This window comes from Pseudomonas oryzihabitans (assembly GCF_006384975.1).
Classification (GTDB): Bacteria; Pseudomonadota; Gammaproteobacteria; order Pseudomonadales; family Pseudomonadaceae; genus Chryseomonas; species Chryseomonas psychrotolerans_B.
The window spans coordinates 2,166,008-2,180,282 of sequence record NZ_CP021645.1; the positions used below are offsets into that span (position 1 = coordinate 2,166,008).

Annotated in this window: 14 protein-coding genes; 3 read left to right on the top strand and 11 right to left on the bottom strand. The window is 64.6% G+C overall.

Annotated features, from left to right (window positions below; genetic code table 11):
- Positions 1-17: 17 nt before the first annotated feature.
- Positions 18-1,211 carry a succinyldiaminopimelate transaminase gene (gene dapC, locus CCZ28_RS09585; protein WP_140217611.1) on the top strand — a complete coding sequence of 398 codons (1,194 nt, stop codon included), beginning with the start codon at positions 18-20 and terminating at the stop codon, positions 1,209-1,211.
- On the opposite strand, the gene CCZ28_RS09590 is transcribed toward dapC, so the two are convergent.
- Positions 1,208-2,842, bottom strand: a complete 1,635-nt coding sequence (locus CCZ28_RS09590) for a Na+/H+ antiporter (protein WP_140217612.1) — start codon at positions 2,840-2,842, stop codon at positions 1,208-1,210. The genes dapC and CCZ28_RS09590 overlap by 4 nt on opposite strands.
- Before the next feature lie 214 nt (positions 2,843-3,056).
- On the opposite strand from CCZ28_RS09590, the gene CCZ28_RS09595 reads away from it, so the two are divergent.
- Complete coding sequence (locus CCZ28_RS09595; RefSeq protein WP_140217613.1) at positions 3,057-3,377, top strand: hypothetical protein; 321 nt, start codon at positions 3,057-3,059, stop codon at positions 3,375-3,377.
- Between the two features lie 48 nt (positions 3,378-3,425).
- Here the strand turns inward: CCZ28_RS09595 and cysN are convergent, their stop codons facing one another.
- The 3 genes from cysN to CCZ28_RS09610 form a co-directional block, all read right to left on the bottom strand.
- Positions 3,426-5,324 carry a sulfate adenylyltransferase subunit CysN gene (gene cysN, locus CCZ28_RS09600; protein WP_140217614.1) on the bottom strand — a complete coding sequence of 633 codons (1,899 nt, stop codon included), beginning with the start codon at positions 5,322-5,324 and terminating at the stop codon, positions 3,426-3,428.
- Between the two features lies 1 nt (position 5,325).
- A complete protein-coding gene (gene cysD / locus CCZ28_RS09605) occupies positions 5,326-6,243 on the bottom strand; it encodes a sulfate adenylyltransferase subunit CysD (protein WP_058761973.1) in 918 nt (305 codons plus the stop codon).
- A gap of 164 nt (positions 6,244-6,407) precedes the next feature.
- Entirely contained in the window at positions 6,408-7,172 is a 765-nt protein-coding gene (locus CCZ28_RS09610; protein ID WP_140217615.1) for a Nif3-like dinuclear metal center hexameric protein, read from the bottom strand.
- 97 nt (positions 7,173-7,269) lie between these two features.
- Between CCZ28_RS09610 and CCZ28_RS09615 the strand changes: the two genes are divergently transcribed.
- Complete coding sequence (locus CCZ28_RS09615) at positions 7,270-8,388, top strand: S1C family serine protease (RefSeq protein WP_140217616.1); 1,119 nt, start codon at positions 7,270-7,272, stop codon at positions 8,386-8,388.
- 15 nt (positions 8,389-8,403) lie between these two features.
- On the opposite strand, the gene hisC is transcribed toward CCZ28_RS09615, so the two are convergent.
- The 7 genes from hisC to CCZ28_RS09650 form a co-directional block, all read right to left on the bottom strand.
- Entirely contained in the window at positions 8,404-9,459 is a 1,056-nt protein-coding gene (gene hisC, locus CCZ28_RS09620; RefSeq protein ID WP_140217617.1) for a histidinol-phosphate transaminase, read from the bottom strand.
- A gap of 2 nt (positions 9,460-9,461) precedes the next feature.
- Entirely contained in the window at positions 9,462-10,778 is a 1,317-nt protein-coding gene (hisD, locus tag CCZ28_RS09625) for a histidinol dehydrogenase (RefSeq protein WP_140217618.1), read from the bottom strand.
- 291 nt (positions 10,779-11,069) lie between these two features.
- On the bottom strand, positions 11,070-11,702 hold the full coding sequence (gene hisG, locus CCZ28_RS09630; RefSeq protein WP_007159506.1) for an ATP phosphoribosyltransferase: 633 nt from the start codon (positions 11,700-11,702) through the stop codon (positions 11,070-11,072).
- A gap of 9 nt (positions 11,703-11,711) precedes the next feature.
- Entirely contained in the window at positions 11,712-12,977 is a 1,266-nt protein-coding gene (gene murA / locus CCZ28_RS09635; RefSeq protein ID WP_140217619.1) for a UDP-N-acetylglucosamine 1-carboxyvinyltransferase, read from the bottom strand.
- A 22-nt stretch (positions 12,978-12,999) separates the two neighbouring features.
- Positions 13,000-13,239: a BolA family protein gene (locus CCZ28_RS09640; protein WP_007159508.1), complete on the bottom strand. Its 240-nt coding sequence runs from the start codon at positions 13,237-13,239 to the stop codon at positions 13,000-13,002.
- A gap of 73 nt (positions 13,240-13,312) precedes the next feature.
- On the bottom strand, positions 13,313-13,627 hold the full coding sequence (locus tag CCZ28_RS09645; protein ID WP_140217620.1) for an STAS domain-containing protein: 315 nt from the start codon (positions 13,625-13,627) through the stop codon (positions 13,313-13,315).
- The gene (locus tag CCZ28_RS09650) at positions 13,624-14,274 is read right to left on the bottom strand and encodes an MlaC/ttg2D family ABC transporter substrate-binding protein (protein ID WP_058761965.1); all 651 of its coding nucleotides are present in this window, start codon (positions 14,272-14,274) and stop codon (positions 13,624-13,626) included. The genes CCZ28_RS09645 and CCZ28_RS09650 overlap by 4 nt, the downstream gene beginning before the upstream one ends.
- Position 14,275 lies beyond the last annotated feature (1 nt).

Below are 14,275 nucleotides of genomic sequence, written 5' to 3' on the forward strand. Positions count from 1 at the left end.
CGAAGGACCACCCGACGATGAATCCCACCCTCGACCTGTTGCATCCCTATCCGTTCGAGAAGCTCCGCGCCCTGCTCGCTGGCGTCACTCCACCGGCGGCGATAAAGGCGATTCCGCTATCGATCGGCGAGCCCAAGCATCCGGCGCCCGCCTTCGTCGCCGAGGCGCTGACGGCCAACCTGGATCAACTGGCGGTTTACCCGACCACCCTGGGTATCGCCGACCTGCGCGAAGCCATCGCCGATTGGGCCAGCCGGCGCTTCGCCGTGCCCGCGGGCTGGCTGGATCCGGCGCGCCACGTGCTGCCCGTGACCGGTACCCGCGAGGCCCTGTTCTCCTTCACCCAGGCGGTGGTGGATCGCGCCAAGGCCGGCCTGGTGCTGAGCCCCAATCCCTTCTACCAGATCTACGAGGGTGCCGCCCTGCTGGCCGGCGCCGAGCCCCACTATCTGCCCTGCCTGGCGGAGCAGGGTTTTAATCCGGACTTCGACAGCGTTCCGACCGAGGTCTGGGAACGTTGTCAGCTACTGTTCCTCTGCTCGCCCGGCAATCCTACGGGGGCTCTGCTGCCCCTGGAGACGCAGAAGAAGCTCATCGAACTCGCCGATCGCCATGACTTCGTGATCGCCGCCGATGAGTGCTACAGCGAACTCTACTTCGACGAAGACAATCCGCCACCCGGCCTGCTCACCGCCTGTGCGGAACTGGGCCGCAGCGACTTCGCCCGCTGCGTGGTCTTCCACAGCCTGTCCAAGCGCTCCAATCTGCCAGGCATGAGATCGGGCTTCGTCGCTGGTGATGCCGCCATCCTCAAGCGCTTCCTGCTCTATCGCACCTACCATGGCTGTGCCATGCCGGTGCAGGTACAGAAGGCTAGTGCCATCGCCTGGCGTGACGAAGCCCACGTGCGCGAGAACCGCGAACTCTATCGGCAGAAATTCGCCGCCGTCCTGGATGTCCTCCAGGGCAGCCTGGACGTGTCGCTACCTGACGGCGGTTTCTACCTCTGGGCGAAGACACCGGGCGATGACGAAAGCTTCGCGCGCGAACTCTTCGCCGCGGAACACGTCACCGTGGTACCAGGCTCCTATCTGTCCCGTGAAGTGGGCGGCATCAATCCGGGCGCCGGACGGGTGCGCATGGCGCTGGTCGCCCCGCTGGCCGAGTGCGTGGAAGCAGCGGAGCGTATCCGCCGCTTCTGCAGCCGCTAACGATTGCCTTGATCGCGCATCAGCGCGGTCTCCTGGATGTCCAGTTCGCGCAGGAATTCAGTGACCACCAGGTCGTCGATCACGCCAGCGATACGCAGCCGATAGAGTTCGCGGCGCTGGGCACGGATGGCGAGCAGGCGTAGCTCACCATCCAGATTGGCTCTCAGCCGCGCCAAGGCTCTGGCATCCTCGCTGTCATCGGCTGAACTCAGCTCATCGCGGAATTCCGCGATGATGCCAGCCTTGATCTCGGCCTGCAGGGCCGCTCGCGCCGGCTCTTCCGTCTCGCCCGACTCCACTCCCTCCAACGCACTGATGGCCGCCCGGGCGGCATTGATACGCACCTCGCAGCGCTCGCGCTCCAGGAGATCGTTGGATTGCTCCGGTAGACGCGCCAGCAACAGCGGAATGCCAATGCTCGCGACCACCAGGGAAAGCAGGATGACACCGGCCGCGATGAACACCAGGACATCACGCAGCGGAAAGGGCGTCCCGTTCGACAGCACCAGTGGCAAGGACAACACACCGGCGAGGGTCACCGCCCCGCGCACCCCGCTGAGAGAGGCGATGGCGGCGATACAGCGTGGATCTCCCGCGATGGTCATGGGGCCTTCGCTGGGCCGGGTGAGGTGCCAGTAACCCAGGATGACGGCGAAGCGAATGGCCATGATCACCAGATAGGAGCCCACCACATAGAGCGCGAGCCAACCGGCTGCCGGCCAGAGCGGCTGGGAGGCCGGCAGGGCCGCCGCCAGGATGTCGGGCAACTGCAATCCCAGAATGACGAAGACCAGGCCGTTGAAGGCGAACTCCACCAGCCCCCAGACACTGTGATTGAGCAAACGGGTAGCGGTTTGCCGGGGCAGCATGTCGATCCGACTCTGCATCATCCCGGCGGCGACCGCCGACAGGATGCCCGAGACGCCCAGGCGCTCGGCCAGCACGTAGGCGGCGAACGGCAGCAGCAGCATGAAGACCACATGGGGCGCGGCATCGCTCCAGCCGCGACTGATCACCATCCAGGCGCGCGCCCGGCCGACCAGCCAGCTCAGCACGGCGCCTACCAAGGCTCCACCGACAGCCACGAAGACGAAGTTCAGGCTGGCCTGGCTCAGCGAGAACACCCCGGTCAAGACCGCCGCCACGGCGAACTTGAAGGTCACCAGGCCGGATGCATCGTTGAGCAGCGCCTCCCCCTGAATCACGTGCAGCAGCGAGCTGGGCAGGCGGCCCCGGACGATGCTGGAGACGGCCACGGCATCGGTGGGCGACAGCACGGCGGCCAGGGCGAATGCCACCGCCCAGGGCAGCTTGAGCATCCAGTGCAGGAACCAGCCTGCCCCCAGCACTGTGAGGAATACCAAGCCGAAGGCCAAGACGAAGATGGGTCGCCGTAGCCGCCAGAATTCGCGCTTGGGCATGCGCCAGCCATCGGAGAACAACAGCGCCGGGATGAAGAGCAGCAGGAACAGTTCGGGGTCCAGGGCGACATGCAGGCCCAGGGTGGGCCACGCGAGCAAGGCGCCGACCACCACCTGGATCAGCGGCAGCGGGATGGGGATGAGATGGGCACTGAGACGGGTGGCACCCACCACCAGCAACAGGATCAGAGCGGTATAGAGAATCTGCACGACGGTCTCGCAGTCAGGGCACCTCGAGCGGTGCCTAATACAGGAGGAGATGCGCCCCAAGGGCCCGGGGACACGTCGACCTCGAGTTGTTGGGACTGATGTCGCCGGATTTGGTTTTACCCAAACTTTACCCCAGGGTATCTAGGCGACTCAGCACCGTTGCGGTCTGATAGAGAGGCCCGGTTTCATAACCCCGGGCCGCAGGAGAATCATCATGCTACGTCGCATCACTCAGGTTGTGGTGCTTGCCGGTTGCCTCGCCATTGCTGGCCAGGCGTCCGCCCACGGTCGCGGTCCCGGTCCGGCCTTTTTCGGTGCGGTGGTGGGTGCCGTGGTCGGCGGAGCCATCATCTCCAACTCCTATGCCCGGGAACCGGTCTATGTGCAAGGCCCTCCACCGCCGCCTCCGCCGCGTGTGGTCTATTACGAGCCCGCGCCAGTCTACGAGTATCGCGTGGTGGAGCCCCGCCCCGTGTATTACGGCCCGCCGCCGCCACCCGGTGGCTACTACTACGGCCCGCCACCGCGCTGGTAGGGCCCAACAAAAAACCCGCCTTTCGGCGGGTTTTTTGTTACGGGTGCCTTAGATCACTTGGCGCTGGCGCAGAGCGTCGAGGATCTGCTGGACGCCCTCCTCTACCGACAACTGCTCGGTATCCAACACCAGGTCGGCGTCTTCAGGCTCATCATAGGCAAAGGAGATGCCCGGAATATTATCGCCACCGGCAGCATAGAGACCTTGCGGATCCCGCTCGGCACAAGCCTTGGGCGATGCCTTGACGTGGACCGTCAAGAGGCGCTCGGCACCGATCAACGCCTGGGCCTGGGCACGACCCTCGGCATCCGGCGCGACGAAGGCCGCGAGAGCGATCAGACCCGCTTCGTTGAACTGACGGGCGACCTGGGCGGCCCGCAGCCAGTTCTCGCGGCGACCGGCGCGATCCTGCGGCAATCCCTTGTTCAGGTCGTGCCGCAGATTCTGGCCATCCAGCACGAAGACCGCGCGACCGGCGTCGAACAGGCGCCGCTCCAGGGCATAGGCCAGGGTGGTCTTGCCGGCACCGGACAGGCCGGTGAAGAGCACCGTGCTGGGCTGCTGACCGAAACGGGCGGCCCGCTCGCTGGTACTTACATGCAACTGGTGCGCGCCATGGCCATGACCGCCGTTACCCACCGGCTCGGCGATGATCATGCCGGCGCCCACGGTGCCATTGGTCAGGCGGTCGATGACGATGAAGGCGCCGGTGGTGCGGTTGACGCCGTAGCCATCCAGGGCGATGGAGGCATCCAGGGCCACCTTGACCCGGGCGATCTCGTTGAGCTTGAGTTCGCTGGCCGCACCGCGCTCCAAGGTGTTGACGTCCACCGTATGGACGATGCTCGGCAGCGAGCCGGGCACGTAGCTGGTGGCGCGCTTGATGTCGTATTTCTTGCCCGGCCGCATGGGCTCCTCGGCCATCCACACCAGCATGGCTTCGAAGCTGTCGGTCACCTGGGGACGGTTGTCGGCATGCACCAGCACGTCGCCACGGGAGATGTCGATCTCGTCTTCCAGGGTCAGGGTCACCGCCTGGCCGGGACCGGCCTGCTCCAGCTCGCCGTCGTAGGTGACGATGGACTTGACCCGGCTGCCCTTGCCCGACGGCAGGACCACCACGGCATCGCCCTTGGTCACCACGCCCGAGGCCAGGGTCCCGGCGAAGCCGCGGAAATTGAGGTTGGGCCGGTTGACGTACTGCACCGGGAAGCGCAGGTCGTCCAGGTTGCGATCCGCGGCGATTTCCACGGTCTCGAGGATTTCCATCAGCGGCTTGCCACTGTACCAGGGCGTCTGCTCGCTGCGATTCACCACGTTGTCGCCCTTGAGCGCCGACATGGGCACGAAATGGATGTCCTTGGCGCTCAGGTCGATGCGCTGGGCGAAGGCCAGGTAGTCATCCTTGATGCGCTCGAACACGGCTTCGTCGAAACCCAGCAGGTCCATCTTGTTGATGGCGACCACGATGTGCTTGATGCCCAGCAGCGAGGCGATGTAGCTGTGCCGACGGGTCTGGGTCTGGATGCCATAGCGGGCATCCACCAGGATGATCGCCAGGTCGCAGGTGGACGCCCCGGTGGCCATGTTGCGGGTGTACTGCTCATGGCCGGGGGTATCGGCTATGATGAACTTGCGCTTGGCGGTGGAGAAGTAGCGGTAGGCCACGTCGATGGTGATGCCCTGCTCGCGCTCGGCCTGCAGGCCGTCCACCAGCAACGCCAGGTCGACCTCCTCGCCGGTGGTGCCCACCTTCTTGGAATCGCGGGTGATGGCTTCCAGGTGATCCTCGTAGATCATCTTGGAGTCGTGCAGCAGGCGCCCGATCAGGGTGCTCTTGCCGTCGTCGACGTTGCCGCAGGTGAGGAAGCGCAGCAGCTCCTTGCGTTCGTGCTGCGCGAGGTAGGCCAGGATGTCCTGGCCGATCAGCTCGGATTGGTGCGACATCTTAGAAATACCCCTGACGTTTCTTCTCTTCCATGGATCCGGCGCCATCGTGGTCGATGACCCGGCCCTGGCGTTCGGAGGTGCGGGTGAGCAGCATCTCCTGGATGATGTCCGTCAGCGTGGTCGCCTGGGACTCCACCGCGCCGGTCAGGGGGTAGCAGCCAAGGGTACGGAAGCGCACCTGGCGCTTGTGGATGCGCGCCTTCTCCTCGGGCGAGAGGTGCTCGAGGATGCGGTCGTCGTCGATCATGAGCAGGGTGCCGTTCTTCTCGATCACTTCGCGCTCGGCGGCGAAGTACAGCGGCACGATCGGGATACCTTCGAGGTAGATGTACTGCCAGATGTCCAGCTCGGTCCAGTTGGACAGCGGGAACACCCGGATCGACTCGCCCTTGTTGGTCTTGCCGTTATAGATGTTCCACAGCTCGGGACGCTGGTTCTTCGGGTCCCAGCGGTGCTTGCTGTCGCGGAAGGAGTAGACGCGCTCCTTGGCACGGGACTTCTCTTCGTCGCGGCGGGCGCCGCCGAAGGCCGCGTCGAAGCCGTACTTGTCCAGCGCCTGCTTGAGGCCCTGGGTCTTCATGATGTCGGTGTGCTTGGCGCTGCCATGGGTGAAGGGGTTGATGCCCTGGGCGACCCCTTCCGGATTCTTGTGCACCAGCAGGTCCAGGCCCATGTCCTGCACCATGCGGTCGCGGAATTCGTACATGGCCTGGAATTTCCAACCGGTGTCCACGTGGAGTACCGGGAACGGCAGCTTGCCGGGAAAGAAGGCCTTGCGGGCCAGGTGCAGCATCACGGCCGAATCCTTGCCGATGGAATACAGCATGACCGGATTATCGAACTCGGCGGCCACTTCACGGATGATGTGGATGCTTTCCGCCTCAAGTTGTTTGAGGTGCGTCTGTTTGTCGAGCATGGCTACTCACGATTGCAGAGGGTGGCCTAGGAGATGTCCGTGGCAGCATCCAGGCGACTGGACGCCCCGGACGGAGCGGGCCGTGGACGAAACTCAACCTTACCATAGGCATGAGTTATGGCCCGCCAGCCGATCTAGAACCAGAAGTTCTATGCTTATTACGTTCAGGCGGGATTGTCGCAATCGATGAAGCGATGCTCGATGCCCAGTTGCGCTGCCAGATAGTCGCCCAGCGCCTGTACGCCATAGCGCTCGGTGGCATGGTGACCGGCGGCGAAGAAGCTCACGCCATTCTCGCGAGCGCTGTGCACCGTTTGCTCGGATACCTCACCGGTCAGATAGGCATCCACCCCGGCGGCGATGGCCTGGTCGATATAACCCTGGGCGCCTCCGGTACACCAGGCCAGCCGCCGGATCGGCCGCCCACCATCGACGACCAGCGGCGCGCGCTGCAGCCGCTCCGCCACCTGCAGTCCGAAGGCTTGCGCCGACAACGGCTGCGCCAGCTCGCCCTGCCAGATCAGGCTCTTGGCATCGCCCGGCAGTGGCGCGATGTCTTGCAGGCCCAGGCGCCGGCCCAGTTGGATGTTGTTGCCCACCTCGGCATGGACATCCAGCGGCAAATGATAGGCCAGCAGGCTGATGTCGTGGCTCAACAACGTCTTGATTCGCCGTTGCTTCATCCCCACCAGGCGGGGATCTTCGTTCTTCCAGAAATAGCCATGATGCACCAGGATGGCATCGGCCCCGGCGGCGACCGCCGCATCCAATAATTGCTGGGAGGCGGTGACGCCACTGACCAGCAACCGGACCTGTGCCCGCCCCTGGATCTGCAGCCCATTCGGGCAGTAGTCCTGGATACGGGCGCTTTCCAGGTAGCGGTCGGCAGTCATTACCAATTCATCAAGGGACATGGAGCTCCTCCTCATCGGCAGCGCCAGCCGTGTTCCCCGGCCGCGCCGCTCCTTATAATGCCCGCCAGCTTATCCGCCGCGCCGCGGGCGAACAAATTCAAGGATGTAACCGATGTACAAGGCTTTGCGTTATCTCGGCTGGCCCGTGGTGTGTGGTGTGCTCGTTGCGGCCTTGATCATCCAACGCTATCCGCAATGGCTGGGCCTGCCCACCCAGCCGACCTTCGAGTCCTCCCAGGTGTCGTCCAGCTCGCGCCAGCAGGGCCCGGTGTCCTACGCCGATGCGGCGAGTCGTGCCGCGCCAGCGGTGGCCTCGCTGCGCTCGACCAAGGCGGTCAAGCCAGCCAAGACCGGTGATGGCCCGGCCGATCGCAAGGGCACTAGCAAACCAGCGGAAGAGCTCAGTCTGGGTTCGGCGGTACTGATGAGCCATGACGGCTATCTGCTGACCAACAACCACGTGACCCTCGACGCCGAGTCCATCGTCGTGGCGCTGGCCGACGGTCGCCAGACCCTGGCCAAGCTGATCGGCAGCGATCCCGCCACCGATCTTGCCGTGCTCAAGATCGATCTGCCGAATCTGCCGGCGATCTCGGTAGGCGATTCCAGTGCCATCCGCATCGGCGACGTGGTGCTCGCCATCGGCAATCCCTTCGGCGTCGGCCAGACGGTGACCATGGGCATCATCAGCGCCACCGGGCGCAATCAGCTCGGCCTCAACACCTACGAGGACTTCATCCAGACGGATGCGGCGATCAACCTGGGTAACTCGGGCGGCGCCCTGGTGGATGCCAACGGCAACCTGATAGGCATCAATACCGCCATTCTCTCCGGAGGCTCCCAGGGCATCGGCTTCGCCATTCCGATCAAGCTGGCGATGGAGGTGATGAAGTCGATCATCCAGCATGGCCAGGTCATTCGGGGCTGGCTGGGCGTGGCGGTGGAGGTGATCACCCCGGAACTGGTCAAGACCTACGGCCTCAAGGTCGACCAGGGCATCGTGGTGACGGACATCGATCCTGATGGCCCCGCCTACAAGGCCGGCTTGCGCTCAGGCGATGTGCTGGTGAAGCTGGCGGGCCAACCGGTCAAGGATGGCCGCCTGGCGATGAATCAGATCGCCCGCAAACAGCCGGGCGACAGCATCGCCATCGAGGTACAACGGCAGAACAAGACCATTCAGCTCAAGGCCACCGTCGGCCTGCGCCCGCTCATGGAGAAGGCGCGCTAGCAAGGGAAACGGCTCTCAGAGCGTATCAAGAGCCCTGATCAACGCCTGGTTCTGCGCCGGCGTGCCGATGGTGATGCGCAGGAAGTCGGCGATGCGCTCGGGGCGGCTGAAGTGACGGACGATGACGCCGTGCTCGCGCAAGCCCGCGGCCAGGACAGCCCCGCCCTTCTGCACATGGCGGGCGAAGATGAAGTTGGCAGCCGAGGGCAGCACCTCGAAGCCGCGCTCCAGCAACTGGGTCACCAGCCATTCGCGGCTGTCGATCACCTGCCGACAGGTCTCGTCGAAATAGGCGCGATCCTCGAAGGCCGCGACTGCGCCGGCCAGGGCCAGGCGATCCAGCGGATAGGAGTTGAAGCTGTTCTTGACGCGCTCCAGCGCCTCCATCAGCGGCGCCTGACCCATGGCCAGACCGACACGCAGCCCGGCCAGGGAGCGCGACTTGGACAGCGTCTGGGTCACCACCAGGTTGGGATGACGCTCGATCAGGGCGACGGCCGAGTGCGCGCCGAAGTCGACGTAGGCTTCGTCCACCACCACTACCGAGGTCGGATTACCGGCGACGATACGCTCGATGGCGTCCAGCGCCAGGGCGCTGCCAGTGGGCGCATTGGGGTTGGGGAAGATGATGCCGCCGTTGGGCCGCAGGTAGTCCTCCGGCACGATCTGGAAGTCTTCGTCCAGCACCGGGGTCTCGAAGGCGATGCCATAGAGGCCGCAGTAGACCGGATAGAAGCTGTAGCTGATGTCGGGAAAAAGGATCGGCCGACCGTGGCCGAACAGGCCCAGGAAGATGTGCGCCAGCACCTCGTCCGAGCCGTTGCCGACGAAGACCTGGTCGCTCTTGATGCCGTAATAGCTGGCTACCGCATCCTTGAGCGCCTGGCCATTGGGATCGGGATAGAGACGCAGGTCATCCGTCGCCGCGGCGCGAATGGCGTCGAGCGCCCGCGGCGACGGACCGTAGGGATTCTCGTTGGTGTTGAGCTTGACCAGGTTGGTCAGCTTGGGCTGCTCGCCCGGCACATAGGGCACCAGGTTCTTGACGAAGGGACTCCAAAGTTCGCTCATGCCTACTGCTCCTCTTGAATGCGGTATTCGGCGCTACGGGCGTGGGCGGTCAGGGACTCACCGCGCGCCAGTACCGACGCGACCCGGCCCAGGGCCGAAGCACCAGTGGCCGAGCAGTGGATGATCGACGAGCGTTTCTGGAAGTCGTACACGCCCAGGGGCGAGGAGAAACGCGCCGTGCCCGAGGTCGGCAGGACGTGGTTCGGCCCGGCGCAATAGTCGCCCAGGGCCTCGGCGGTATAGCGGCCCATGAAGATGGCGCCGGCATGGCGGATCTGCGGCAGCCACTGCTCGGGCTCGGCGACGGAGAGCTCTAGGTGCTCAGGTGCGATGCGGTTGGCCACCTCGATGGCTTGGGCCATGTCGGCGACCTGAATGAGCGCGCCGCGCCCTTCCAGGGACGCGCGGATGATGTCGGCGCGCTCCATCTCCGGCAGCAGGCGGGCAATGCTGGCCGCTACGGCGTCGAGGAAGGCGGCGTCCGGACTGACCAGGATGGCCTGGGCGTCTTCGTCGTGCTCGGCCTGGGAGAACAGGTCCATGGCGATCCAATCGGGATCGGTCTGGCCGTCGCAGACCACCAGGATCTCGGACGGGCCGGCGATCATGTCGATGCCGACCTTGCCGAACACATGGCGCTTGGCGGTGGCGACATAGATGTTGCCGGGGCCGACGATCTTGTCCACCGGAGGCACGCTCTCGGTGCCATAGGCCAGGGCGGCCACGGCCTGGGCGCCGCCGATGGTGAAGACACGGTCGACACCCGCCAGGGCCGCAGCCGCCAGCACCAGTTCGTTGACCTCGCCACGGGGCGTGGGCACCACCATGACCACCTCTTTTACGCCAGCGACCTTGGCCGGGATGGCATTCATCAGCACCGAGGAGGGATAGGAGGCCTTGCCGCCGGGCACATAGAGTCCGGCGCGATCCAGCGGGGTGACCTGCTGACCGAGCACGGTGCCGTCGGCTTCCTGGTACTGCCAGGAATCCTGGCGCTGCTTCTCGTGGTAGCTACGCACTCGGGCAGACGCGGCTTCCAGAGCCGTGCGCTGTTCAGGGGTGATCCGGTCCAAGGCTTCTTCCAACCGCGCACGTGGCAGGATCAGATCGCTCATGGACGTCGCCTCGACACCATCGAAGCGGCGGGTGAATTCGAGCAACGCCTCATCGCCCTGGTGGCGGACATCGGCGATGATCGCCAGGACCCGCTGGTTGATGTCGGCGTCGGAGACCCCTTCCCAGCTCAGCAGATGATCCAGATGCTCGGCGAAATCCGGAGCGGCGGCGGCGAGTCGGCGGATGGCGAGCGGAGCGGTCATGGCGGGTCCTCTTCAGGATGAGCGAAAGGGGCGCCCGAGAGTAACAGCCGGCTCCGTGTGGGCGCCCGACAATTTGGCTATGGCACGGATAGGCGAAGGTGGAGAGGTGGAATCAGCCTTGGCCGGAATTCGACAGACCGGCCAGGGCTTAGAGCCTGTTCAAAGGCTCGCGAGCTAGAGACAAACAAGGCGAAAATGGCTGAGGAAGCGGAGTTTACGAGTAGTAAATGAGCATTCCGAAGCCATTTTCAACGTAGTTTGGCCGACGCGCAGCAGGCTTTGAACAGGTTCTCAGGCGCCGCGCGCCTCGACGGCATGACGCAGGGTCTCGATGAGCGCCTGGATGCGACCATGCTGCATCTTCATCGAGGCCTTGTTGACGATCAAGCGCGAGCTGATATGGGCGATCAGCTCCTGGGGCTCGAGGCCATTGGCCTTGAGGGTGTTACCGGTATCGACCACGTCGATGATCTTGTCGGCCAGTCCCACCAGCGGTGCCAGCTCCATGGAGCCGTACAGCTTGATGATGTCGACCTGGCGACCCTGCTCGGCATAGTAGCGCTTGGCGACATTGACGAACTTGGTCGCCACGCGCAGCCGTCCACGCGGCGCCGGAGCGCCCACGGCGCCCGCGGTCATCAGCTTGCAGCGGGCGATGCGCAGGTCCAGCGGCTCGTAAAGACCATCGCCGCCATACTCCATCAGCACGTCCTTGCCGGCCACGCCCAGGTCCGCGGCGCCATGCTCAACATAGGTGGGCACATCGGTGGCGCGGACGATGAGCAGCCGCACATCGTCCTGGGTGGTCGGGATGATGAGCTTGCGGCTCTTGTCCGGATTCTCGGTCGGGGCGATCCCCGCCGCCGCCAGCAGCGGCAGGGTGTCGTCGAGGATACGGCCCTTGGACAGGGCGATGGTCAGCATCGGAGGTCCTTACTTGGGCGTGCGACGGATCTTGGCGCCGAGCAGCTGGAATTTCTCCTCGATGCATTCGTAGCCGCGGTCGATGTGGTAGATGCGATCGATCAGCGTATCGCCTTCGGCTACCAGGGCGGCGATGACCAGGCTCGCCGAGGCGCGCAGGTCGGTCGCCATCACCGGCGCGGCCTTGAGGCTGGGCACCCCGGTGACGATGGCGGCATTGCCTTCGATGGCGATGTTGGCGCCCATGCGCACCATTTCGTGAACGTGCATGAAGCGGTTCTCGAAGATGGTTTCGACCACGGTACCGGTGCCTTCGGCGACGGCGTTCATGGAGATGAACTGGGCCTGCATGTCGGTGGGGAACGCCGGATAGGGCGCCGTACGGATGTTCACCGCGCGGGGGCGATTGCCCTTCATGTCCAGCTCGATCCAGTTGCTGCCGGTGGAGAGGTGGGCACCCGCCTCTTCCAGCTTGGCCAGCACGGCTTCGAGGATGGTCGGATCGGTGTCCTTGAGCTTGACGCGACCGCGGGTGGCGGCGGCGGCGACCAGGTAGCTACCGGTCTCGATACGGTCGGGCAGCACCGAGTAGGTGGCGCCACCCAGACGCTCGACGCCTTCCACGGTGATGGTGTCGGTACCGGCACCCTTGATGTTGGCACCCATGGCGATCAGGCAGTTGGCCAGATCCACCACCTCGGGTTCCCGGGCGGCGTTCTGGATGACGCTGCGACCCTTGGCCAGGGTGGCGGCCATCAGCACGTTCTCGGTACCGGTCACGCTGACGGTATCGAAATAGTAGTGGGCACCGCGCAGACCACCGGCCGGCGCCTTGGCCTTGATGTAGCCGCCTTCGACGGTGATCTTGGCACCCATGGCTTCCAGACCGCGGAGGTGCAGGTCGACCGGGCGCGAGCCGATGGCGCAGCCACCGGGCAGGGCGACTTCCGCCTCGCCGAAGCGGGCGACCATCGGACCCAGCACCAGGATGGAGGCACGCATGGTCTTGACCAGCTCGTAGGGCGCGACGAGGGTCTTGATGCTGGAGGCATCGACCTCGACGTTGAGCTTTTCACCGATCACCGGCTGGACACCCATGCGACCGAACAGCTCGATCATGGTGGTGATGTCGTGCAGGTGCGGCAGGTTGGCGATGGTCACCGGGGTATCGGCGAGCAGGGTCGCGGCCAGGATCGGCAGGGCGGAGTTCTTGGCTCCGGAAATGCGAATTTCACCGTTCAGGCTATTGCCGCCGGTAATGATCAGTTTATCCATAACGAGTTCTCGGCGCCGCGAATCAGGCGCGTTCGGCCCAGGCGGCACGGGTGAAGAATTTCATGGTGACAGCGTGGATGCTGCCATCGGCGATCTGCGGCTGGAGATGGGAGTAGACCTGCTGCTGACGCTTGACCGGGCTGAGGGCCTGGAGCTCGTCGCTGATCAGGTAGAGCTGGAAGTTGCAGCCCTCGCCTTCCACTTCCACCTGGGTATCGGCCAGTTTCGCCTCCAGGAGACTTTTGACTTCTTGGGCCTGCATGGCGGCACCTCGGCAATCTAGTACAGCCGGTGATCATACAAAAAAACCGGCGGTACGGCGACTGCGATGACCGCTAGGCGTGAGCCTGGTCTGCCAGGGGCAACAACTCCAAGGCATCCGAAACGTCGGCGATCTGCCGCAGCTCGGGGGGCAGGCTCGCGATGGTGAGCGAGCGCCCGGCAGCCTGGGCATCGCGCAGCCAGGCCAGCAGCAGCGCCAAGCCGGCGCTGTTGGAGCGTTCGACGCCGGCGCAGTCCAGCACCAGCGGACCGCTACCTTGGCCGATCAGCGCCCGACCCTGCTCGCGCAGGGTCGGCACATTGGCGTGGTCGAGCACGCCCGACAAGTGCAGTCGGGCACCCTCGCCGGAGATGGCAGCGCGACTCACGAGCCGACCTTGGCCTTCTGGGCCTCGGGAGAATCCTTGGCCTTGGCCACGGTGCCCGCCCAGTTGTCGATGGTCTTGTTCAGGTCACCGTTGTTGTCCTGCATCGCCTGGGCGAACTGATCGCGGAACAGCTTGCCGAGGTTCAGGCCATTGATGATGACATTGCGGACCTTCCAGTCGTCACCCTGCTTGACCATGGTGTATTGCACCGGGTAGACGGCTCCATTGTTGCCCCTGACCTCCATGCCCACGCTGGTGCGATCAGGACCGTCGGACGGACCTTCGGGCAGGACGCGAATACCCTGGTTGTTGTATTCCAGCAGGGCATTGCCATAGAACTGCATCAGGCTACGTTTGAAGTTTTCCTGGAAGCGGGCCATCTGCTCGGGGGTGGCGCTACGGCTGTAACGCACGGTCATGATGCTGCGCGAGATGCCCTCGGCATCCACCACCGGCCCGAGAATGCTGTTCAGCGATTCGTAGAAGGCCTCCGGGTTGCTGCGATACTTGTCGCGATTGGCCTGGAGATCGGACAGCAAGGTGTTGGTGGTCTGCTGGATCACGTCGTAGGCCGAGGGCGCTGCCTGGGAGACCAGGGGCAACAGGGCCAGGATCGCGATCACTCCGTGACGAATTAGCTTGAGCATG

Bases quoted from the DNA above. Each gene is read 5' to 3' on its own strand.
- hisG (WP_007159506.1), bottom strand. From the start codon at position 11,702: ATGCTGACCATCGCCCTGTCCAAGGGCCGTATCCTCGACGACACCCTG.
- hisC (WP_140217617.1), bottom strand. From the start codon at position 9,459: ATGAGCGAACTTTGGAGTCCCTTCGTCAAGAACCTGGTGCCCTATGTG.
- hisD (WP_140217618.1), bottom strand. From the start codon at position 10,778: ATGACCGCTCCGCTCGCCATCCGCCGACTCGCCGCCGCCGCTCCGGAT.
- cysD (WP_058761973.1), bottom strand. From the start codon at position 6,243: ATGCTCGACAAACAGACGCACCTCAAACAACTTGAGGCGGAAAGCATC.
- cysN (WP_140217614.1), bottom strand. From the start codon at position 5,324: ATGTCGCACCAATCCGAGCTGATCGGCCAGGACATCCTGGCCTACCTC.
- CCZ28_RS09640 (WP_007159508.1), bottom strand. From the start codon at position 13,239: ATGCAGGCCCAAGAAGTCAAAAGTCTCCTGGAGGCGAAACTGGCCGAT.
- CCZ28_RS09610 (WP_140217615.1), bottom strand. From the start codon at position 7,172: ATGAGGAGGAGCTCCATGTCCCTTGATGAATTGGTAATGACTGCCGAC.
- murA (WP_140217619.1), bottom strand. From the start codon at position 12,977: ATGGATAAACTGATCATTACCGGCGGCAATAGCCTGAACGGTGAAATT.
- dapC (WP_140217611.1), top strand. From the start codon at position 18: ATGAATCCCACCCTCGACCTGTTGCATCCCTATCCGTTCGAGAAGCTC.
- CCZ28_RS09595 (WP_140217613.1), top strand. From the start codon at position 3,057: ATGCTACGTCGCATCACTCAGGTTGTGGTGCTTGCCGGTTGCCTCGCC.
- CCZ28_RS09650 (WP_058761965.1), bottom strand. From the start codon at position 14,274: ATGCTCAAGCTAATTCGTCACGGAGTGATCGCGATCCTGGCCCTGTTG.
- CCZ28_RS09615 (WP_140217616.1), top strand. From the start codon at position 7,270: ATGTACAAGGCTTTGCGTTATCTCGGCTGGCCCGTGGTGTGTGGTGTG.